Annotated in this window: 23 protein-coding genes; 21 read left to right on the forward strand and 2 right to left on the reverse strand. The window is 59.5% G+C overall.

What is annotated here, in order from left to right; translation table 11 throughout:
* Nucleotides 1-15 precede the first annotated feature (15 nt).
* The 19 genes from pduC to IYV58_RS22365 all read left to right on the forward strand — a co-directional run bounded on the left by pduC (nt 16) and on the right by IYV58_RS22365 (nt 15,909).
* Nucleotides 16-1,680: a propanediol dehydratase large subunit PduC gene (gene pduC / locus IYV58_RS22275; RefSeq protein WP_004124506.1), complete on the forward strand. Its 1,665-nt coding sequence runs from the start codon at nt 16-18 to the stop codon at nt 1,678-1,680.
* Nucleotides 1,681-1,690: 10 nt separating this feature from the next.
* The gene (gene pduD, locus IYV58_RS22280; protein ID WP_004124509.1) at nt 1,691-2,350 is read left to right on the forward strand and encodes a propanediol dehydratase medium subunit PduD; all 660 of its coding nucleotides are present in this window, start codon (nt 1,691-1,693) and stop codon (nt 2,348-2,350) included.
* Nucleotides 2,351-2,364: 14 nt separating this feature from the next.
* A complete protein-coding gene (gene pduE / locus IYV58_RS22285) occupies nt 2,365-2,886 on the forward strand; it encodes a propanediol dehydratase small subunit PduE (RefSeq protein WP_004124517.1) in 522 nt (173 codons plus the stop codon).
* A 15-nt stretch (nt 2,887-2,901) separates the two neighbouring features.
* Entirely contained in the window at nt 2,902-4,734 is a 1,833-nt protein-coding gene (pduG, locus tag IYV58_RS22290) for a propanediol dehydratase reactivase alpha subunit PduG (RefSeq protein WP_049114663.1), read from the forward strand.
* The gene (pduH, locus tag IYV58_RS22295; protein WP_004124522.1) at nt 4,724-5,074 is read left to right on the forward strand and encodes a propanediol dehydratase reactivase beta subunit PduH; all 351 of its coding nucleotides are present in this window, start codon (nt 4,724-4,726) and stop codon (nt 5,072-5,074) included. Before pduG ends, pduH begins: the two co-directional genes overlap by 11 nt.
* 19 nt (nt 5,075-5,093) lie before the next feature.
* Nucleotides 5,094-5,369, forward strand: coding sequence for a propanediol utilization microcompartment protein PduJ (gene pduJ / locus IYV58_RS22300; protein ID WP_001057755.1), 276 nt, complete (start codon nt 5,094-5,096; stop codon nt 5,367-5,369).
* Nucleotides 5,370-5,372: 3 nt separating this feature from the next.
* On the forward strand, nt 5,373-5,843 hold the full coding sequence (locus IYV58_RS22305) for a BMC domain-containing protein (RefSeq protein WP_087829907.1): 471 nt from the start codon (nt 5,373-5,375) through the stop codon (nt 5,841-5,843).
* Nucleotides 5,843-6,475 (forward strand): phosphate propanoyltransferase, encoded by a 633-nt coding sequence (locus tag IYV58_RS22310; protein ID WP_004124527.1) that lies wholly within the window; start codon nt 5,843-5,845, stop codon nt 6,473-6,475. The genes IYV58_RS22305 and IYV58_RS22310 overlap by 1 nt, the downstream gene beginning before the upstream one ends.
* Nucleotides 6,472-6,963 carry a microcompartment protein PduM gene (pduM, locus tag IYV58_RS22315; protein ID WP_004124528.1) on the forward strand — a complete coding sequence of 164 codons (492 nt, stop codon included), beginning with the start codon at nt 6,472-6,474 and terminating at the stop codon, nt 6,961-6,963. The genes IYV58_RS22310 and pduM overlap by 4 nt, the downstream gene beginning before the upstream one ends.
* 3 nt (nt 6,964-6,966) lie before the next feature.
* Entirely contained in the window at nt 6,967-7,242 is a 276-nt protein-coding gene (gene pduN, locus IYV58_RS22320) for a propanediol utilization microcompartment protein PduN (RefSeq protein WP_004124529.1), read from the forward strand.
* Between the two features lie 9 nt (nt 7,243-7,251).
* Nucleotides 7,252-8,262 (forward strand): two-domain cob(I)yrinic acid a,c-diamide adenosyltransferase PduO, encoded by a 1,011-nt coding sequence (gene pduO / locus IYV58_RS22325; RefSeq protein WP_004124530.1) that lies wholly within the window; start codon nt 7,252-7,254, stop codon nt 8,260-8,262.
* Entirely contained in the window at nt 8,259-9,653 is a 1,395-nt protein-coding gene (gene pduP, locus IYV58_RS22330) for a CoA-acylating propionaldehyde dehydrogenase PduP (RefSeq protein WP_195729263.1), read from the forward strand. The genes pduO and pduP overlap by 4 nt, the downstream gene beginning before the upstream one ends.
* Nucleotides 9,654-9,664: 11 nt before the next feature.
* Nucleotides 9,665-10,777, forward strand: coding sequence for a 1-propanol dehydrogenase PduQ (gene pduQ / locus IYV58_RS22335; RefSeq protein WP_142469485.1), 1,113 nt, complete (start codon nt 9,665-9,667; stop codon nt 10,775-10,777).
* Complete coding sequence (pduS, locus tag IYV58_RS22340; protein ID WP_049123346.1) at nt 10,774-12,129, forward strand: cobalamin reductase PduS; 1,356 nt, start codon at nt 10,774-10,776, stop codon at nt 12,127-12,129. Before pduQ ends, pduS begins: the two co-directional genes overlap by 4 nt.
* 2 nt (nt 12,130-12,131) lie before the next feature.
* Nucleotides 12,132-12,686 carry a propanediol utilization microcompartment protein PduT gene (pduT, locus tag IYV58_RS22345; RefSeq protein WP_004124543.1) on the forward strand — a complete coding sequence of 185 codons (555 nt, stop codon included), beginning with the start codon at nt 12,132-12,134 and terminating at the stop codon, nt 12,684-12,686.
* Complete coding sequence (pduU, locus tag IYV58_RS22350) at nt 12,686-13,036, forward strand: propanediol utilization microcompartment protein PduU (RefSeq protein ID WP_004124546.1); 351 nt, start codon at nt 12,686-12,688, stop codon at nt 13,034-13,036. The genes pduT and pduU overlap by 1 nt, the downstream gene beginning before the upstream one ends.
* 4 nt (nt 13,037-13,040) lie before the next feature.
* Nucleotides 13,041-13,493, forward strand: a complete 453-nt coding sequence (gene pduV / locus IYV58_RS22355; protein WP_195729264.1) for a propanediol utilization protein PduV — start codon at nt 13,041-13,043, stop codon at nt 13,491-13,493.
* Nucleotides 13,478-14,692, forward strand: a complete 1,215-nt coding sequence (locus IYV58_RS22360; protein ID WP_004124553.1) for an acetate/propionate family kinase — start codon at nt 13,478-13,480, stop codon at nt 14,690-14,692. Before pduV ends, IYV58_RS22360 begins: the two co-directional genes overlap by 16 nt.
* Nucleotides 14,693-15,042: 350 nt before the next feature.
* Complete coding sequence (locus IYV58_RS22365) at nt 15,043-15,909, forward strand: L-threonine kinase (RefSeq protein WP_142470351.1); 867 nt, start codon at nt 15,043-15,045, stop codon at nt 15,907-15,909.
* Nucleotides 15,910-16,181: 272 nt separating this feature from the next.
* Here the strand turns inward: IYV58_RS22365 and cobD are convergent, their stop codons facing one another.
* The gene (cobD, locus tag IYV58_RS22370; RefSeq protein ID WP_142446862.1) at nt 16,182-17,261 is read right to left on the reverse strand and encodes a threonine-phosphate decarboxylase CobD; all 1,080 of its coding nucleotides are present in this window, start codon (nt 17,259-17,261) and stop codon (nt 16,182-16,184) included.
* 17 nt (nt 17,262-17,278) lie between these two features.
* Nucleotides 17,279-18,532 carry an N-acetylmuramoyl-L-alanine amidase AmiC gene (gene amiC, locus IYV58_RS22375; protein WP_004124560.1) on the reverse strand — a complete coding sequence of 418 codons (1,254 nt, stop codon included), beginning with the start codon at nt 18,530-18,532 and terminating at the stop codon, nt 17,279-17,281.
* 227 nt (nt 18,533-18,759) lie between these two features.
* On the opposite strand from amiC, the gene argA reads away from it, so the two are divergent.
* Both argA and IYV58_RS22385 read left to right on the forward strand, forming a co-directional pair.
* Nucleotides 18,760-20,091 carry an amino-acid N-acetyltransferase gene (argA, locus tag IYV58_RS22380; protein ID WP_004105227.1) on the forward strand — a complete coding sequence of 444 codons (1,332 nt, stop codon included), beginning with the start codon at nt 18,760-18,762 and terminating at the stop codon, nt 20,089-20,091.
* Nucleotides 20,092-20,591: 500 nt separating this feature from the next.
* Nucleotides 20,592-20,900, forward strand: a complete 309-nt coding sequence (locus tag IYV58_RS22385) for a hypothetical protein (RefSeq protein ID WP_185912917.1) — start codon at nt 20,592-20,594, stop codon at nt 20,898-20,900.
* Nucleotides 20,901-20,905: the final 5 nt, after the last annotated feature.

The raw sequence follows: 20,905 nt of genomic DNA on the forward strand, positions 1-20,905 counted from the left end.
CCACGAGGCTGATTCATGAGATCGAAAAGATTTGAAGCACTGGCGAAACGCCCTGTGAATCAGGACGGCTTCGTTAAAGAGTGGATCGAAGAAGGCTTTATCGCAATGGAAAGCCCGAACGACCCGAAACCGTCGATTAAAATCGTTAACGGCGCGGTAACCGAGCTGGACGGGAAACCGGTAAGCGAATTTGACCTGATCGACCACTTCATCGCCCGCTACGGCATCAATCTGAACCGCGCTGAAGAAGTGATGGCGATGGATTCGGTCAAGCTGGCCAATATGCTGTGCGATCCGAACGTCAAACGCAGCGAAATCGTCCCGCTGACCACCGCGATGACGCCGGCGAAAATCGTCGAAGTGGTTTCGCATATGAACGTGGTCGAGATGATGATGGCGATGCAGAAAATGCGCGCTCGCCGCACCCCGTCCCAGCAGGCCCACGTCACCAACGTCAAAGATAACCCGGTACAAATTGCCGCCGACGCCGCCGAAGGCGCATGGCGCGGATTTGACGAACAAGAAACCACGGTTGCGGTAGCGCGCTATGCGCCGTTTAACGCCATCGCGCTGCTGGTGGGCTCGCAGGTAGGCCGTCCGGGCGTGCTGACTCAGTGCTCGCTGGAAGAAGCCACCGAGCTGAAGCTCGGCATGCTGGGCCATACCTGCTACGCCGAAACCATCTCCGTCTACGGCACCGAGCCGGTCTTTACCGACGGCGACGACACCCCGTGGTCGAAGGGCTTCCTGGCCTCGTCCTACGCCTCTCGCGGCCTGAAAATGCGCTTCACCTCCGGCTCCGGCTCGGAAGTGCAGATGGGCTACGCCGAAGGCAAATCCATGCTTTATCTGGAAGCGCGCTGCATCTACATCACCAAAGCCGCCGGCGTTCAGGGGCTGCAAAACGGCTCGGTAAGCTGCATCGGCGTACCGTCTGCGGTGCCGTCAGGCATTCGTGCGGTGCTGGCGGAAAACCTGATCTGCTCGTCGCTGGATCTGGAATGCGCCTCCAGTAACGACCAGACCTTTACCCACTCCGATATGCGTCGCACCGCGCGCCTGCTGATGCAGTTCCTGCCGGGAACCGACTTCATCTCTTCCGGTTACTCCGCGGTGCCGAACTACGACAACATGTTCGCCGGCTCCAACGAAGACGCCGAAGACTTTGACGACTACAACGTTATCCAGCGCGACCTGAAGGTGGACGGCGGTCTGCGTCCGGTTCGTGAAGAGGACGTCATCGCCATCCGTAACAAAGCCGCCCGCGCGCTGCAGGCCGTGTTTGCCGGAATGGGGCTGCCGCCGATTACTGATGAGGAAGTTGAAGCCGCGACCTACGCCCACGGTTCGAAAGATATGCCGGAGCGTAACATCGTCGAAGACATCAAGTTCGCCCAGGAAATCATCAATCAAAACCGCAACGGTCTGGAAGTGGTGAAAGCGCTGGCGCAGGGCGGGTTTACCGACGTGGCCCAGGACATGCTCAACATCCAGAAGGCCAAGCTGACCGGGGACTATCTGCATACCTCCGCGATTATCGTCGGCGACGGACAGGTGCTATCAGCCGTCAACGACGTTAACGATTATGCCGGTCCGGCAACGGGTTATCGCCTGCAGGGCGAACGCTGGGAAGAGATCAAAAACATCCCTGGCGCTCTTGATCCCAACGAGATTGATTAAGGGGTGAGAAATGGAAATTAATGAAAAATTGCTGCGCCAGATAATTGAAGACGTGCTTAGCGAAATGAAGGGCAGCGATAAACCGGTCTCGTTTAATGCGCCGGCTGCCTCCGCAGCGCCTGCCGGCGACGGCTTCCTGACCGAAGTGGGCGAAGCGCGTCAGGGAACCCAGCAGGACGAAGTGATTATCGCCGTCGGCCCGGCTTTCGGCCTGGCGCAGACCGTCAATATCGTTGGCATCCCGCATAAGAGCATTCTGCGCGAAGTGATTGCCGGTATTGAAGAAGAAGGCATTAAAGCGCGCGTGATTCGCTGCTTTAAATCCTCCGACGTGGCCTTCGTCGCCGTTGAGGGCAATCGCCTGAGCGGCTCCGGCATCTCTATCGGCATCCAGTCGAAAGGCACCACGGTTATCCACCAGCAGGGGCTGCCGCCGCTCTCCAACCTGGAGCTGTTCCCACAGGCGCCGCTGCTGACCCTGGACACCTACCGTCAGATTGGTAAGAACGCCGCCCGCTATGCGAAACGCGAATCGCCGCAGCCGGTCCCGACACTGAATGATCAGATGGCGCGGCCGAAGTACCAGGCGAAATCGGCCATTTTGCACATTAAAGAGACCAAGTACGTGGTGACGGGTAAAAACCCGCAGGAACTGCGCGTGGCGCTTTGATAAAGGATAACTCCATGAATACCGACGCAATTGAATCGATGGTCCGCGACGTATTGAGCCGCATGAATAGCCTGCAGGGCGAGGCGCCTGCGGCGGCTCCGGCGGCTGGCGGCGCGCCCCGTAGCGCCAGGGTCAGCGACTATCCGCTGGCGAACAAGCACCCGGAATGGGTGAAAACCGCCACCAATAAAACGCTGGACGACTTTACGCTGGAAAACGTACTGAGCAACAAAGTCACCGCCCAGGATATGCGTATCACCCCGGAAACCCTGCGCTTACAGGCGTCTATCGCCAAAGACGCGGGCCGCGACCGGCTGGCGATGAACTTCGAACGCGCCGCCGAGCTGACCGCGGTACCGGACGATCGCATTCTTGAAATCTACAACGCCCTCCGCCCCTATCGCTCGACGAAAGAGGAGCTGCTGGCGATCGCCGACGATCTCGAAAGCCGCTATCAGGCGAAGATTTGCGCCGCTTTCGTTCGCGAAGCGGCCACGCTGTACGTCGAGCGTAAGAAACTTAAAGGCGACGATTAACTTTAGGGGTAAACAATGCGATATATAGCTGGCATTGATATCGGCAACTCATCAACGGAAGTCGCCCTGGCGACTCTGGATGCGGCCGGCGCGCTGACGATTACACATAGCGCGCTAGCGGAAACCACCGGGATCAAAGGCACGTTGCGTAACGTGTTCGGCATTCAGGAGGCCCTCGCTCTCGTTGCAAAGCGCGCGGGGATCAATGTCAGCGATATTTCGCTCATCCGCATTAACGAAGCCACGCCGGTGATTGGCGATGTGGCGATGGAAACCATTACCGAAACCATCATCACCGAATCGACCATGATCGGTCATAACCCGAAAACGCCCGGCGGCGTGGGGCTTGGCGTTGGCATCACTATTACGCCGCAGGAGCTGTTAACCCGCCCGGCGGACGCCCCCTATATCCTGGTGGTGTCATCGACCTTCGATTTTGCCGATATCGCGAACGTTATCAACGCCTCCCTGCGCGCCGGGTATCAGATTACCGGCGTCATTTTGCAGCGCGACGACGGCGTGCTGGTCAGCAACCGGCTGGAAAAACCGCTGCCAATCGTTGACGAAGTGCTGTACATCGACCGCATTCCGCTGGGGATGCTGGCGGCGATTGAAGTCGCCGTTCCGGGGAAGGTTATCGAAACCCTCTCCAACCCTTACGGCATCGCTACCGTATTCAACCTCAACCCGGAGGAGACGAAAAACATCGTCCCGATGGCCCGCGCGCTGATTGGCAACCGTTCCGCCGTGGTGGTCAAAACGCCATCCGGCGATGTCAAAGCGCGGGCGATCCCCGCCGGTAACCTGGCGTTGCTGGCCCAGGGGCGCAGCGTGCGCGTAGATGTCGCCGCCGGCGCCGAGGCCATCATGAAAGCGGTCGACGGCTGCGGCAGGCTCGATAACGTCACCGGCGAGGCTGGCACCAATATCGGCGGCATGCTGGAACACGTGCGCCAGACCATGGCCGAGCTGACCAACAAGCCGAGTAGCGAAATATTCATCCAGGACCTGCTGGCCGTTGATACCTCGGTACCGGTGAGCGTCACCGGCGGTCTGGCCGGGGAGTTCTCGCTGGAGCAGGCCGTCGGCATCGCTTCGATGGTGAAATCGGATCGCCTGCAGATGGCGATGATCGCCCGCGAGATCGAGCAGAAGCTTAATATCGACGTGCAGATCGGCGGCGCCGAGGCCGAAGCCGCCATCCTGGGCGCGCTGACCACGCCGGGCACCACCCGACCGCTGGCGATCCTCGACCTCGGCGCAGGCTCCACCGATGCCTCCATCATCAACCCTAAAGGCGAAATCATCGCCACCCACCTCGCCGGAGCAGGCGATATGGTGACGATGATCATTGCCCGCGAGCTGGGGCTGGAAGACCGCTATCTGGCGGAAGAGATCAAGAAATACCCGCTGGCTAAGGTCGAAAGCCTGTTCCATTTGCGCCACGAGGACGGCAGCGTGCAGTTCTTCTCAACGCCGCTGCCTCCCGCTGTATTCGCTCGTGTCTGCGTGGTGAAACCGGAGGAACTGGTGCCGCTACCCGGCGACTTAGCACTGGAAAAAGTACGCGCCATTCGCCGCAGCGCCAAAGAGCGGGTCTTTGTCACCAACGCCCTGCGCGCGCTGCGTCAGGTCAGCCCGACCGGCAACATTCGCGATATTCCGTTCGTGGTGTTGGTCGGCGGCTCGTCGCTGGATTTCGAAGTCCCGCAGCTGGTCACCGATGCGCTGGCGCACTACCGCCTGGTTGCCGGGCGGGGAAATATTCGCGGCAGCGAAGGCCCGAGAAACGCGGTGGCCACCGGGCTGATTCTCTCCTGGCATAAGGAGTTTGCGCATGGACAGTAAGCACAGCGCCCCGGCCATCGTCATTACCGCCATCGACGGCTGCGACGGCCTGTGGCGCGAAGTGTTGCTGGGCATTGAAGAGGAAGGCATCCCTTTCCTGCTCCAGCATCAGCCGGCCGGAGAGGTCGTGGACAGCGCCTGGCAGGCGGCGCGCAGTTCGCCGCTGCTGGTGGGCATCGCCTGCGACCGCCATACGCTGGTCGTGCACTACAAGAATTTACCCGCATCGGCGCCGCTTTTTACGCTGATGCATCATCAGGACAGTCAGGCCTATCGCAACACCGGTAATAACGCGGCACGGCTGGTCAAAGGGGTCCCTTTCCGGGACCTGAATCGCTAAGCAACAGGAGAACAGCAGGATGAATAACGCACTGGGACTGGTTGAAACAAAAGGGTTGGTGGGCGCTATTGAAGCCGCCGACGCCATGGTGAAATCCGCCAACGTGCAGCTGGTTGGCTACGAAAAAATTGGCTCTGGTCTGGTGACCGTGATGGTTCGCGGCGACGTCGGCGCGGTCAAAGCGGCGGTGGACGCGGGCAGCGCGGCGGCAAGCGTAGTGGGTGAAGTGAAATCCTGCCACGTGATCCCGCGTCCGCACAGCGACGTTGAGGCCATTTTACCGAAATCAGCCTGATTGATGGCGAATAAGGAGCACCGCGTGAAGCAATCACTGGGATTACTTGAAGTTTGTGGTCTGGCACTGGCTATTAGCTGCGCCGATATCATGGCGAAATCCGCTTCTATCACGCTGGTCGCCCTCGAAAAGACCAATGGTTCAGGCTGGACGGTGATTAAAATTACCGGTGATGTGGCCTCCGTGCAGGCGGCTATCACCACCGGTGCGCAGTTTGCCGAACAGCGAAATGGCCTGGTGGCCCACAAAGTCATCGCCAGGCCAGGAGAAGGGATCCTGCGCACGCAGACGCCCCCTCTCTCCGTCATGCAACCTGAGCCTGAAGCGTCAGAGACGGCAGATAGGGTTTCCGAAGCGCTCCCGCAGGAACAGGGTCTGGTTAGCTGCAACCTGTGTCTGGACCCGAAATGTCCGCGCCAGAAGGGCGAGCCGCGCTCGCTTTGCATTCACCCCGGCAAGCGAGGTGAGGCGTAATGGATAAACAGCTTCTGGAATCAACGGTCAGTAAAGTTCTCGACGAGATGCGGCTACGGCCCATCCCGCTGGGGGTTTCAAATCGTCATATCCACCTGTCCGCGGCGGATTACGAACGCCTGTTCCCCGGCCATCCCATCAGCGAGAAAAAAGCGCTGCTGCAGCCGGGACAGTATGCCGCGGAGCAAACCGTCACCCTGGTGGGGCCGAAGGGGCAACTGAAAAATGTACGCCTGCTCGGCCCGCTGCGCTCGGTAAGCCAGGTGGAAATCTCACGTACCGATGCCAGAACCCTGGGCGTTGCGGCGCCGCTGAGAATGTCCGGCAACCTCAAGGGCACGCCGGGCATCCGCCTGGTCAGCCCTTTTGGCGAGCTGGAGCTGGCGTCAGGGGTTATCGTCGCGCAGCGGCATATTCATATGTCGCCGCTCGATGCGCTGATCCTGCGGGTCGCCCACGGCGACAGAGTTTCGGTGGCCATTGAAGGCGACGAGCGCGGGCTGATCTTCAACAACGTGGCGGTTCGCGTTTCGCCGGACATGCGCCTCGAAATGCATATTGATACCGATGAGGCTAACGCCGCCGGGGCCGATAGCCCGCAGGTCTTTGCCCGGCTGGTAGGCCCGCGATGAACACTGAACTTCTGCAGCGCATTGTGGAGACGATCGTCTCCCGGCTGCAGCGGCGTGCCGAAAGCACGGCGACGCTGAGCGTTGCGCAACTGCGTGATGCCGACTGCCGGAGTCTGTTCTGCCAGCACGCGTCGCTGCGCATCCTGCTCGTCGACCTGCCGCTGCTGAACCAGTTGGCGGAGGCGGACACCGACGATGCCGCCGCCCGCAACATTCACGATGCGCTGGCTTTCGGCATCCGCGTGCAGCTCACCCTGCACGGCCAGCTGCTGCCGGTTATCCCGGTTAAAAAACTGGCTCGCCTGCCGCTGACCTTTGCCGACGAACGCGGGCTGCCGCTGGTTTTACACGCCGGTTCGGTGCTCAGCTATCGCGACGTCGCGCCGCTAGGTCACGGGCGTCTGGTTATTCAGCGCAAATGCCTCGTGACCGCCCTGGCGCGCGACGCGGCGCGCGCGCGGAATATTCAATTAATTAAGCAGGAGTAAATCATGCATCTGGCACGAGTCACGGGCGCGGTTGTCTCCACGCAAAAATCGCCTTCCCTGGTCGGGAAAAAGCTGCTGCTTGTGCGGAGGGTCAGCGCCGATGGCGAACTTCCCGCCTCGCCCACCTCCGGCGATGAAGTCGCCGTGGATTCCGTCGGCGCGGGGATCGGCGAGCTGGTTCTGCTCAGCGGCGGCTCCAGCGCCAGGCACGTTTTTTCCGGGCCAAACGAGGCCATCGACCTCGCCGTCGTCGGCATTGTCGATACGCTTTCACGTTAAGGAGCGAATATGGCGATTTATACCCGAACGGGCGACGCTGGCACCACCTCACTCTTTACCGGCCAGCGGGTGAGTAAAACCCATCCGCGGGTTGAAGCCTACGGCACGCTGGACGAGCTGAATGCCGCGCTGAGCCTGTGCGCCTGCGCCGCCGCGGATGAAAATCACCGCGCCCTGCTCGAGGCCATCCAGCAGCAAATTTTCTGGTTTAGCGCGGAACTGGCCAGCGACAGCGAACGGCCGTCGCCCAAACAGCGCTACATCAGCAGCGAAGAAATTTCCGCCCTGGAAGCCGCCATCGATCGGGCCATGGCCCGCGTCGAACCGCTGCACAGCTTTATTTTACCCGGCCGCTGCGAAGCTGCGAGCCGCCTGCATTTTGCCCGTACGCTGGCCCGCCGGGCCGAACGCCGCCTGGTGGAGCTGGCGGCGGAAGTCAATGTGCGCCAGGTGCTGATGCGCTACATCAATCGCTTATCAGACTGCCTGTACGCCCTGGCCCGCGCCGAAGATAGCGACGCGCACCAGAACAACCTTATCCGTGAAATAAGCCGGCGCTATCTGGCCGCCAGCCAGCCGAGCCGCAGTAAGGAGACGACGCCCGTGGCCCTCTCATTCCACGATCTACACCAGCTCACCCGCGCCGCCGTCGAGCGCGCGCAGCGGCTACAGGTGCCGGTGGTGATCAGCATCGTTGACGCCCACGGTACCGAGACCGTGACCTGGCGGATGCCGGACGCCCTGCTGGTCAGCAGCGAACTGGCGCCGAAAAAGGCCTGGACCGCGGTGGCGATGAAAACGGCGACCCATGAGCTGAGCGATGTAGTTCAGCCGGGCGCCGCGCTTTATGGCCTCGAAACGCATTTACAGGGAAAAGTGGTCACCTTTGGCGGTGGTTACGCCCTGTGGCGCGACGGCTTATTAATCGGGGGTCTTGGCATCAGCGGCGGCAGCGTTGAGCAGGACATGGACATAGCACTGGCCGCCATCGCGGCCATTAATGTGGGAACTCATCAATGAATACTTCTGAACTCGAAACCCTTATTCGCACCATTCTTAGCGAGCAATTAACCACGCCAGCGCAAACGCCGATCCAGCCGCAGGGCAAAGGGATTTTCCAGTCCGTCAGCGAGGCCATCGACGCCGCGCACCAGGCGTTCTTACGTTATCAGCAGTGCCCGTTGAAAACCCGCAGCGCCATCATCAGCGCGATACGTCAGGAGCTGACGCCGCTGCTGACCGCGCTGGCGGAAGAGAGCGCCAATGAAACGGGAATGGGCAACAAAGAAGATAAATACCTGAAAAACAAGGCTGCGCTGGACAACACCCCCGGCGTGGAAGATCTCACCACCACCGCGCTGACCGGCGACGGCGGTATGGTGCTGTTTGAGTATTCGCCGTTTGGCGTAATCGGGTCGGTCGCACCGAGCACCAACCCAACGGAGACCATCATCAACAACAGCATCAGCATGCTGGCGGCGGGCAACAGCGTCTACTTCAGCCCGCATCCGGGAGCGAAAAAGGTCTCACTCAAGCTCATCAGCCTGATTGAAGAGATTGCCTTCCGCTGCTGCGGCATCCGCAACCTGGTGGTCACCGTGGCGGAACCGACGTTTGAAGCGACCCAACAGATGATGGCCCATCCGCGCATTGCGGTCCTCGCTATTACCGGCGGCCCCGGCATTGTGGCGATGGGCATGAAGAGCGGTAAAAAAGTGATTGGTGCTGGCGCGGGCAACCCCCCCTGCATCGTTGATGAAACCGCTGACCTGGTCAAAGCGGCGGAGGATATCATCAACGGCGCCTCGTTCGATTACAACCTGCCCTGCATTGCCGAGAAAAGCCTGATTGTGGTGGAGAGCGTCGCTGAACGTCTGGTACATCAAATGCAAACCTTCGGCGCGCTGCTGCTAAGCCCGGCCGATACCGACAAGCTCCGCGCCGCATGCCTGCCGGAAGGCCTGGCCAATAAGAAGCTGGTCGGAAAAAGCCCATCGGCGCTGCTGGAAGCCGCCGGGATCGCCGTTCCGGCGAAAGCGCCGCGCTTGCTGATCGCTATCGTCAACGCCGACGACCCGTGGGTCACCAGCGAACAGCTGATGCCGATGCTGCCGATCGTGAAAGTCAGCGATTTCGATAGCGCGCTGGCCCTGGCGCTGAAGGTTGAAGAGGGACTGCATCATACCGCCATTATGCACTCGCAAAATGTGTCGCGCCTGAACCTCGCAGCCCGCACCCTGCAAACCTCGATTTTCGTCAAGAACGGCCCCTCTTATGCCGGGATCGGCGTCGGCGGTGAAGGCTTTACCACCTTTACCATTGCCACGCCGACCGGCGAAGGGACGACCTCGGCGCGCACCTTTGCCCGCTCCCGTCGCTGCGTGCTGACCAACGGCTTTTCCATTCGCTAACCGAGGTCGCGATGAAGACTTTCTCACTACAAACGCGGTTGTACAGCGGTCAGGGTAGCCTGGCGTCGCTCAGGCGCTTTACCAACAAGCACATCTGGATCATCTGCGATGGCTTTCTTGCGCGCTCGCCGCTGCTGGAGACCCTGCGCAACGCATTACCCGCAGATAACCGCATCAGCGTCTTTAGCGAGATAACCCCGGACCCCACCATCCGCACCGTGGCGCAGGGCATTGCGCAAATGCAGGCTCTGCAGCCACAAGTGGTTATCGGCTTCGGCGGCGGCTCGGCGATGGATGCGGCGAAGGCTATCGTCTGGTTCAGCCAGCAGAGCGGCATCAATATCGAAACCTGCGTGGCGATACCAACCACCAGCGGCACCGGTTCGGAAGTGACCAGCGCCTGCGTGATTAGTGACCCGGATAAAGGCATCAAGTATCCGCTGTTTAACAACGCGCTCTATCCCGATATGGCGATCCTTGACCCGGAGCTGGTGGTCAGCGTGCCGCCGCAGATTACGGCCAACACCGGCATGGACGTACTGACCCACGCGCTGGAGGCGTGGGTCTCTCCGCACGCCAGCGACTTTACCGACGCGCTGGCGGAAAAAGCCGCCAAACTGGTGTTTCAGTATCTGCCCACCGCGGTGGAAAAAGGCGACTGCGTGGCGACGCGCGGGAAAATGCACAACGCCTCAACCCTTGCCGGGATGGCCTTCAGCCAGGCGGGACTGGGGCTTAACCACGCCATCGCGCACCAGCTTGGCGGACAGTTTCATCTCCCGCACGGTCTTGCCAACGCGCTGCTGTTAACCACGGTTATCCGCTTTAACGCCGCTGTTCCCCGTGCTGCCAAACGCTACGCGCGGTTGGCAAAAGCCTGTGGATTTTGCCCGCCAGAGGCCAACGACGTTACGGCGATCAATGCCCTGATCCAGCAAATCGAACGGCTCAAGCAGCGCTGCGCGCTGCCTTCGCTGGCGGTGGCGTTGAAAGAGGGACGATCCACATTTTCAGCGCGCATTCCGGCGATGGTGCAGGCCGCGCTGGCTGACGTCACGCTACGCACCAATCCTCGCCCGGCCAGCGCCGAGGAGATTCGGGAACTGCTGGAGGAACTGCTATGAGTCACGCCGTCAACGCTGTTGAAATGGCCCTGAGCGCTGATGACATCCGTGAGCGCGTTCGCGCAGCGGGCGTGGTCGGCGCGGGGGGCGCGGGTTTTCCCGCCCACGTGAAGCTGCAGGCGCAGGTAGAGATTTTTCTGGTGAACGCAGCCGAGTGCGAACCGATGCTCAAGGTCGACCAGCAGCTGATGTGGCAGCAGGCTGCGCGTCTTGTCCGCGGCGTACAATACGCAATGACGGCAACCGGCGCGCGCGAAGGGGTGATTGCCCTGAAAGAGAAATACCGCCGGGCTATCGATGCGCTCACCCCGCTGCTGCCTGCCGGTATTCGCCTGCATATTCTGCCCGATGTCTATCCCGCAGGCGATGAGGTGCTGACTATCTGGCTGGCGACCGGTCGCCGGGTCGCGCCCGCCGCGCTGCCGGCCAGCGTCGGGGTCGTGGTGAATAACGTGCAAACGGTGCTCAACATGGCCCGCGCGGTCGAGCAGCAGTTTGCGGTGACCCGCCGGACGCTGACCGTTAACGGCGCGGTCGCCAGGCCGCTGACCGTCACCGTCCCCATCGGCATGTCGCTGCGCGAAGTGCTGGCGCTGGCGGGCGGCGCGACGGTCGACGACCCCGGTTTTATTAACGGCGGCCCGATGATGGGCGGCCTGATTACCTCTCTCGATAGCCCGGTGACCAAAACCACCGGCGGCCTGCTGGTGCTGCCGAAAAGCCATTCGCTTATTCAGCGACGGATGCAGGATGAGCGCACGGTGCTTTCCGTGGCCCGCACCGTCTGCGAACAGTGCCGACTCTGTACCGATCTCTGCCCGCGGCATCTGATCGGCCACGAACTCTCTCCGCACCTGCTGGTACGGGCGGTGAACTTTCATCAGGCCGCCACGCCGCAGCTGCTGCTGAGCGCCCTCACCTGCTCAGAGTGCAACGTCTGCGAAAGCGTGGCCTGCCCGGTGGGGATCTCGCCGATGCGCATCAACCGCATGCTCAAACGCGAGCTGCGGGCGCAAAACCAGCGCTACGAAGGGCCGCTCTATCCGGCAGATGAGATGGCGAAATATCGCCTGGTGCCGGTGAAGCGGCTGATCGCCAAACTGGGGCTAAGCCCCTGGTATCAGGAGGCGCCGCTGGTGGAAGACGAACCGGCGGTCGCAACCGTGACGTTGCCGCTGCGCCAGCATATCGGCGCCAGCGCGGTAGCCAACGTTGCGGTAGGAGAACGCGTTACGCGCGGGCAATGCGTTGCCGATATCCCGGCAGGCGTATTAGGCGCGCCGATTCACGCCAGCATCGACGGCGTGGTTGCGGCCATCAGCGAACAGGCCATCACGGTGGTAAGAGGTTAACCATGTCTCAGGCTATAGGAATTTTAGAACTCACCAGCATTGCCAAAGGAATGGAGCTAGGCGATGCGATGCTGAAAAGCGCCAACGTCAATCTGCTGGTCAGCAAGACTATCTGCCCGGGTAAGTTTTTGCTGATGCTCGGCGGAGATATCGGCGCTATCCAGCAGGCCATTGAAACTGGCGCGTCGCAGGCCGGCGAAATGCTCGTTGACAGCCTGGTGCTGGCGAATATTCATCCCAGCGTACTTCCGGCCATCAGCGGCCTGAACAGCGTAGATAAGCGCCAGGCAGTCGGCATCGTTGAAACCTGGAGCGTTGCGGCCTGCATCAGCGCCGCCGATCGGGCGGTGAAAGGCTCAAACGTCACCCTGGTGCGGGTGCATATGGCCTTCGGCATCGGCGGTAAATGTTACATGGTGGTGGCGGGCGACGTATCCGACGTCAATAACGCGGTCACGGTGGCCAGCGAAAGCGCGGGCGAAAAAGGGCTACTGGTTTATCGTTCAGTGATCCCGCGCCCGCATGAAGCGATGTGGCGACAGATGGTGGAGGGATAATGGAAAGACAGCCGACAACGGATCGCATGATTCAGGAGTACGTGCCGGGGAAACAGGTCACCCTCGCGCACCTGATTGCCAATCCCGGAAAAGATCTCTTTAAGAAGCTCGGTCTGCAGGATGCGGTTTCCGCCATTGGCATCCTCACCATTACCCCCAGCGAGGCGTCGATTATCGCCTGTGATATCGCCACCAAATCCGGCGCGGTGGAGATCGGTTTTCTCGACCGTTTTACCGGGGCCGTGGTGCTGACCGGCGACGTTTCCGCCGTGGAATATGCCCTCAAGCAGGTGACGCGCACTCTGGGCGAGATGATGCAGTTCACCACCTGCGCAATCACCCGGACGTAGCGCAATGAAGCGCCTGATGTTTATCGGCCCCAGCCAGTGCGGCAAAACCTCGCTAACGCAAAGCCTGCGCGGTGAAGCGCTCCATTATAAGAAAACCCAGGCTATCGAATGGTTGCCGATGGCCATCGATACGCCGGGGGAATATCTGGAGAACCGCTGCCTGTATAGCGCTCTACTGACCAGCGCCTGCGAGGCTGACGTTATCGCCCTGGTACTGAACGCCGACGCCCAGTGGTCGCCGTTTTCGCCTGGGTTTACCGCCCCGATGAATCGCCCGACGATTGGCCTGGTCACCAAAGCCGACCTCGCCGACCCGCAGCGGATATCGCTCATCGCGGAGTGGCTTATGCAGGCTGGCGCCGGGCGGATTTTTGTTACCAGCGCGTTGAACAATTCGGGACTCGACGCGGTGCTGGATTTTCTGAATTCGAAGGAACCCCTATGTCTTACAAAATAATGGCCATCAACGCCGGCAGCTCATCGTTAAAATTCCAGCTGCTGGAAATGCCCCAGGGCGAGACGCTCTGCCAGGGATTGATTGAACGTATCGGTATGGCAAACGCCCAGGTGACCCTCAAAACGCCGGCGCAGAAATGGCGGGAATCGGCGCCGATCGCCGATCATCGCGAAGCCGTCACGCTGCTGCTGGAAAAGCTCCTCGGCTACCGCATTATTGAGAGTTTGCAGGATATTGACGGCGTCGGCCACCGCGTGGCGCACGGCGGCGAGCGCTTTAAAGATTCGACGCCGGTGACCGATGAAAGCTTAGCGGAAATCGAGCGTCTGGCCGAGCTGGCTCCGCTGCATAACCCGGTTAACGCCCTGGGAATCAAAGTCTTCCGCCAGCTGCTGCCCGATACGCCGTCGGTAGCGGTGTTTGATACCGCTTTTCACCAGACGCTGGACGAGCGCGCGTTTATCTATCCGCTGCCGTGGCGCTACTACAGCGAGCTGGGCATTCGCCGCTACGGCTTCCACGGCACCAGCCATAAGTACGTCAGCGCGACGCTGGCGGAAAAGCTGGGCGTGCCGCTGAGCGCTCTGCGCGTGGTTTGCTGCCATCTCGGCAACGGCAGCAGCGTTTGCGCCATTAAAGGCGGGCGTTCGGTGAACACCTCAATGGGCTTTACGCCGCAGTCCGGGGTGATGATGGGCACCCGCAGCGGTGATATCGATCCGTCGATTTTACCGTGGCTGGCGCTGCATGAGGGGCAAACGCCGGAGCAGCTGAATCAGCTGCTGAATAACGAATCCGGCCTGTTGGGGGTTTCCGGCGTCTCACACGATTATCGCGATGTCGAACAGGCGGCGGACGGCGGTAATCGTCGGGCGGCCCTGGCGCTGGCGCTATTTGCCGAGCGTATTCGCGCCACCATCGGCAGCTATATCATGCAGATGGGTGGAATTGATGCGCTAATCTTTACCGGCGGCATCGGCGAAAACTCGGCCCGTGCCAGGAGCGCCATCTGCCATAACCTGAATTTCCTCGGGCTGTCGGTAGATGAAGAGAAAAACCAGCACAACGCCACCTTTATTCAGGCCGAACATGCGCTGGTCAAAGTGGCGGTCATCAATACCAATGAAGAGCTGATGATTGCCCGCGACGTGATGCGCCTCGCGCTTCCCGAAGCGCAGACATTAACCGTTTCAGCCTGAGCTCGCCGTCCCGCAAGTTGCGGTGAATCATGGTAATAACGGGATCGGCATGACACTATGCGCTTAAAATTCTGAAACTTTACCCTAAATAATTCAAGTTACAGGACAAAGCACTTGTGCTTTGAACAGCGCTTGCGCTGGCCCCGTAGGGGCGAGGCCGCAGGCCGAGTAACGCGGCAAACGAGTGACAAATTCGTCTGGAACGAATTTGAACAGCCAAAGGCTGGCTTTAGTGAGGGACAGGGATGTCCCTCATAGTCCCCAGGAGCTTACATAAGTAAGTGACTGGGGTGAATGAGAGCAGCCAACGCTCCTGTAGCTTGAAGTATAACGGGTAAAAAGGTGAATACGTGGCCGTAGCACAATGCCCCGCCTCCTGTGGGGAACTTATCCAGGGCTGGATCCTCGGCAGCGAGAAGCTGGTCTCCTGCCCCGTTGACTGGTACAGCACCGTCGAGGTGGACTACGGTTCGCCTCGCGCGGATGAACGCCCGCTGTCGCGGGCGATGGTTGACCGGCTGCTGAGCTACTGGCGCTATCCGCCAGCGCTGAGCAAAGAAATTCGGATCGATATTTGCTCTACGATTCCGGTCGCCAAGGGGATGGCCAGCAGTACCGCGGATATCGCCGCGACGGCGGTGGCCACCGCGCATCATCTCGGCCATCCGCTGGATGAAGCCACCCTCGCCCGGCTCTGCGTTTCCCTGGAACCCACCGACAGCACCCTGTTCCGCCAGCTGACCCTGTTCGACCACAACACCGCCGCCACGCAAATTGCCTGCAGCTGCCAGCCTCAGCTCGATCTGCTGGTACTGGAAAGCCCCGCCACGCTGCTGACCACCGATTACCACCGCCTTCCCCGGCTCGAAAAGCTGCATGCCCATTCCGCCGCGCTGCATCAGGCCTGGGAGAAAGTTCAGCAGGCCTGCCAGACCGACGATCCTCGACGGATGGGCGAGGCGGCGACGCTGAGCGCCATCGCCAGCCAGCATCTGCTGCCGAAGCCGGGTTTTGATACGCTGCGGGGGCTGGTGGAAGAGTGCGATTTATACGGCATTAACGTGGCGCACAGCGGCAGCGTGGTCGGCCTGATGCTCGACCGCCAGCGTCACGATATTGAGTATTTGCAGCGGCGGCTGCAGGAAACGAGGCTTAGCGAGCTCTGGCCCCGGCAACATCTGCTGCGCATGGTGCAGGGCGGCGTCAAGCTTCGCTAACGCTACAGCAGCCATACCTCCCCGGAGGCGGCGCTGCGCGCCTGTCCGGGCTACCGGTCCGCAGACGGCTATGAATCCGTAGCCCAGCTAAGCGCAGAGCGAGGCGGGGATAAGCTGCACCGATGCATTAATCCCGGCGCATTCCCCGGGTTGCGGCGCTGCGCGCCTTACCCGGGCTACCGGACCGCAGACGGCTGTAAACCCGTAGCCCGGTCAGCGCAGCGCCACCGGGAAGAACGCAGACGAACAATGGCGGCAGACGCCCGGAACATCTACCCGTTAAAAACCCGCCTGAAAGCCGTTAGCAGCTGCGTATTCTCCTGCTGGCTGCGGATCGCGACGCGGAAGTAGCGTCCGTCGAGCCCGGGGTAGTTAGCGCAGCTGCGGATCAGGATGCGCCGTTGCAGCATCACGTATTGCAGATCCAGATCCGGCACGTCGCAGCGCAGAAACAGATAGTTGGCCTGCCCGGGATAGACCGTCAGACCGGGAACGTGGCGCAGCTGATGGTAAAAGCGCTGCCCCTCTTCCGCCAGCCACTGCCAGGTTTTCTGCTGATAGACGCTATCCTGGAGAATAATTTCCCCGGCCAGCGCGGCAAAAGCGTTGATTGACCACGGCATCTGACGCTCGCGCATGCTCGCCACCGCTCGCGCATCGCCATTGACCAGATACCCCAGACGCAGGCCGGGAATGGCATAAAACTTAGTCAGCGAACGCAGCACCCACACGTGCGGGTTGCGGCTCAGTAGCGGAATAAACCCCGGCTCATCGGGGATAAAATCGATAAATGCTTCATCGAGAATCAGGGCGATTCCCAGCGACTTACAGCGTTCAGCAATCATCTCCAGCAGACGGCGCTCGGGCAGCAGACCGGTTGGGTTGTTCGGGGTGCAGAGAAACAAACAGTCCAGATCCGGCGTCAGAGCGTCAAGAATCGCCCCGGTGAGCTGCCAGCCATCCTCTTCACACAGCAGAAATTCCCGTACCGCGCAGTCCACCGACTGCAGCGCCCGGCGGTATTCGGCAAAGCCCGGAGTGACGATCATCGCCTGGCGCGGCTTGAGACCCTGAACCAGCGTAAAGATCGCTTCAGTTTCGCCGTTTCCGGCGAGGATCCATGAGTCGGGGATCTGATGGTGTTCCGCCAGCGCGAGGTGCAGCTGCTGATACTCAACGTCAGGATAGCGTTCGGCGCAGGCCATATTGTCGATGATGGCGTGCTTTAAGCTTTCCGGCATCCCCAGCGGATTGATATTGGCGCTAAAATCCAGCAGCTGTTCCGCACAGATGCCCAACAGCGCGGCGGCCTCGCGGATATTGCCGCCGTGGGCGCTCTTCAGTAGAGCCATGTCCTTTTCCTGTTGCGTTACCCTCGCCTTGCCAGCGTCGCGCCGTCGGCGAAGTAGGCTTTAATCCCTGCCAGAATCGACTCTGCTACTTCCTGCTGGAATTTCGCCGTTTTCAATTTACGCTCTTCTTCGACGTTACTGATAAACGCGGTTTCCACCAGAATCGATGGAATATCCGGCGCCTTCAGCACCGCGAAGCCCGCCTGCTCAACCCGGTTCTTGTGCAGGTTATTAATGTTGCCCATCTTTTCCAGCACCGCCTTGCCGAACTTCAGGCTGTCGGCGATGGTCAGCGACTGCACCATGTCGAACATCGTGTGGTCGACGTAGCGGTCGCCGCTTTTGCTGACGCCGCCGATCAGATCCGAGGCGTTCTGGGTCTGCGCCAGATACTTAGCCGCGGTACTGGTGGCCCCTTTGGTTGACAGGGCAAACACCGACGATCCGCTGGGCTGACGGCTGGTAAAGGCATCGGCGTGAATAGAGACAAACAGGTCGGCGCGCTGCTTCTGCGCCTTGGCGACGCGGACCTTCAGCGGGATAAAAACGTCCTCGTTGCGGGTCATATAGACCTTCATATTGCCCTCTTTCTCGATCAGCGCGCGCAGCCGTCGGGCAATCTGCAACACCACGTCTTTCTCGCGGGTGCGGTATTTCCCCACCGCGCCGGAGTCTTCGCCGCCGTGGCCGGGATCGAGCATGATAACAATGGGCCGATCGCGCCCGGCTTTACCCGGTTTAGGCCCGCTCTCCGCTGGCGGAACCTGCCGCTGAAGATCGCCTTTGTTGTAATCCTCAAGCAGCGCCAGCAGCGGATCCTGCACGTCGGTGGCGTTAGCGGGATAGAGGTCCATAACCAGACGCTCTTTAAACCCGGCGACCGGAGCCAGCGCGAACAGCTGCGGTTTCACGTTCTGTTTTAGCTCAAACACCATGCGTACGGTTTGCGGATCGAACTGCCCCACGCGGGCGGATTGAATATAGGGGTCGTCGCCGCGAATCTGCCCCCCCATGCCTTTAAGTACGGAATTGAGATTAACCCCTTCCAGATCCACCACCAGACGTTCAGGATTGCTGAGCGCAAACTGCCGATATTTCAGGATATGGTTGGACTCCACGGTCACGCGGGTGTAGGTCGACGATGGCCATACGCGTACGGCAACCACCTGCGCCGCGGCAGCCAGGCCAACCGGGCTCACACTCATTAACCACATGGCGCCCGCCCCTTGTAAAAAACGGCGGCGGCTTAATCCTGACTTGTATCCCGACATGCCACTCCCAAGCAGTAAGAAATCATTCGTATTGAAAACAAACAGATTGACCGGAAACTTTAACGAAAGGCGTATAACCTGTCATCTATAAAAGGGTAAACAATCTTTGACACCCTGATTTGGCTCACACCTTTTTCCTGGCTCCGTCCAAAATTGGGGCTTGCGTTTGCCGACAAAACAGAATAAAAATACATTAATTACGAATAATCATGCATTGAGGTTGTGTCATGGTGAAGGAACGTCGCACCGAACTGGTAGAGGGATTCCGCCATTCTGTTCCCTATATTAACGCCCATCGGGGTAAAACGTTTGTCATCATGCTGGGCGGAGAAGCCATTGAGCATGATAATTTCTCTAGTATTGTCAACGACATTGGTCTGCTTCACAGTTTGGGCATTCGCCTGGTGGTGGTCTATGGCGCTCGTCCGCAGATTGACGCCAATCTGGCCGAACATCGCCATGAGCCGGTTTATCACAAACAAACCCGAGTGACTGACGCTAAAACGCTCGAGCTGGTTAAGCAGGCGGCGGGCATGTTGCAGCTGGAAATTACCGCTCGCCTGTCGATGAGCCTCAACAACACGCCGCTGCAGGGCGCTCACATCAACGTGGTCAGCGGCAATTTCATTATCGCGCAGCCGTTAGGCGTGGACGACGGCGTGGATTACTGCCACAGCGGGCGCATTCGCCGCATTGATGAAGAAGCGATTCACCGCCAGTTGGATAACGGCGCGATCGTGCTGATGGGCCCGGTTGCGGTGTCGGTCACCGGCGAAAGCTTTAACCTGACCTCCGAAGAGATTGCCACCCAGCTGGCGATTAAGCTGAAAGCTGAAAAGATGATTGGCTTCTGCTCATCGCAGGGGGTTTACAATCAGGACGGCGAGATCGTCCCCGAACTGTTCCCCAACGAAGCCCAGGCGCGCGTCGAAGAGATGGAAGCGGATGAAGACTACAGCTCCGGCACGGTGCGCTTCCTGCGCGGCGCGGTAAAAGCCTGCCGCAGCGGCGTGCGCCGCTGCCACCTGATCAGCTATCAGGAAAACGGTACCCTGCTGCAGGAGCTGTTCTCACGCGACGGTATCGGTACCCAGATAGTGATGGAGAGCGCCGAGCAGATCCGCCGCGCCACCATTAACGATATCGGCGGTATCCTCGAGCTGATTAGCCCGCTGGAGCAGCAGGGCATTCTGGTCAGGCGTTCGCGCGAACAGCTGGAGATGGAAATCGACAAATTCACCATTATTCAGCGCGACAACACCACCATCGCCTGCGCCGCGCTCTATCCTTTCCCGGAAGAGAAGATCGGCGAAATGGCCTGCGTGGCGGTGCATCCGGATTACCGCAGCTCATCGCGCGGCGAAGTGCTGCTCGAACGCATTGCCGCGCAGGCGAAGCAAATGGGCCTCAGCAAGCTGTTTGTGCTCACAACCCGCAGCATTCACTGGTTCCAGGAGCGCGGATTTACGCCGGTCGACGTCGACCTGCTGCCGGAGAGCAAAAAAGAGATGTACAACTATCAGCGCCGCTCCAAGGTGCTGATGGCAGACCTGGCCTGATAATATTATCCCCGGAAACGCATCCGTAACCGGGGATAATTATCTCTCGTCCAATAACCCAATTATTTATAATCTATTCCCCTGATAGCTGGCCTCGCTTATAGTAGCTTAAGAACGGAGTTGCAATATAAGCATGGAGAGCAGTCTGAATGATCCTTTTTGAAAACGGTTCCCCTCGCTACAGGCGAATAATTGCCACACTACTCTCTTTATATCCCTGGCTGCTGATGGTGTTGGTCTCTCTTAATGTCAGGAATAAACTCGCAGGCGGATTTTCAGCGCAGGCGCGGCATTTGCTTGTGCGCTGGCCACCCTGTCATTCATTAATTTTATTATTTCCATAATTTTCATCATGCTAATTAATATATTTATCACGACCAGAGAAAAAGTAAATGCCGGTTATTTCTGGGCAATAAACTCTATCTCTTTACTGTGGGTAATTTTCCCGATATTTAATCTCTAAGCGTTTCATTGCAAAACACAAAGGATGTGTACTTATTATGCAGAAATCACCAAACTGGTTTGTGAAGAATATAAAGCTAATCGTCACCGTTATTGCGCTTTATCCCTGGTTACTCGTTCTGCTGATGATGATGGGCAGCGGCGGCGCTTCCGGAAGCACCCTGGGAGCCGGGCTGTTCATTTTCTTTGTTTTCATTGTCCTGTCTATCATTAACCTTGTGATTTCAACCGTGATTATCGTGGTGGTTAATGTCTCAACGCCTCCGATCCCCAAAGGCTCGGCAAAGTATTTTCTCGCCATGAATTCCATCTCGCTGCTATGGCTGATGCTTTTACTGGTGTCCTAATAGCC

It is taken from the genome of Klebsiella sp. BDA134-6 (assembly GCF_015601345.1).
GTDB lineage: Bacteria > Pseudomonadota > Gammaproteobacteria > Enterobacterales > Enterobacteriaceae > Klebsiella > Klebsiella grimontii.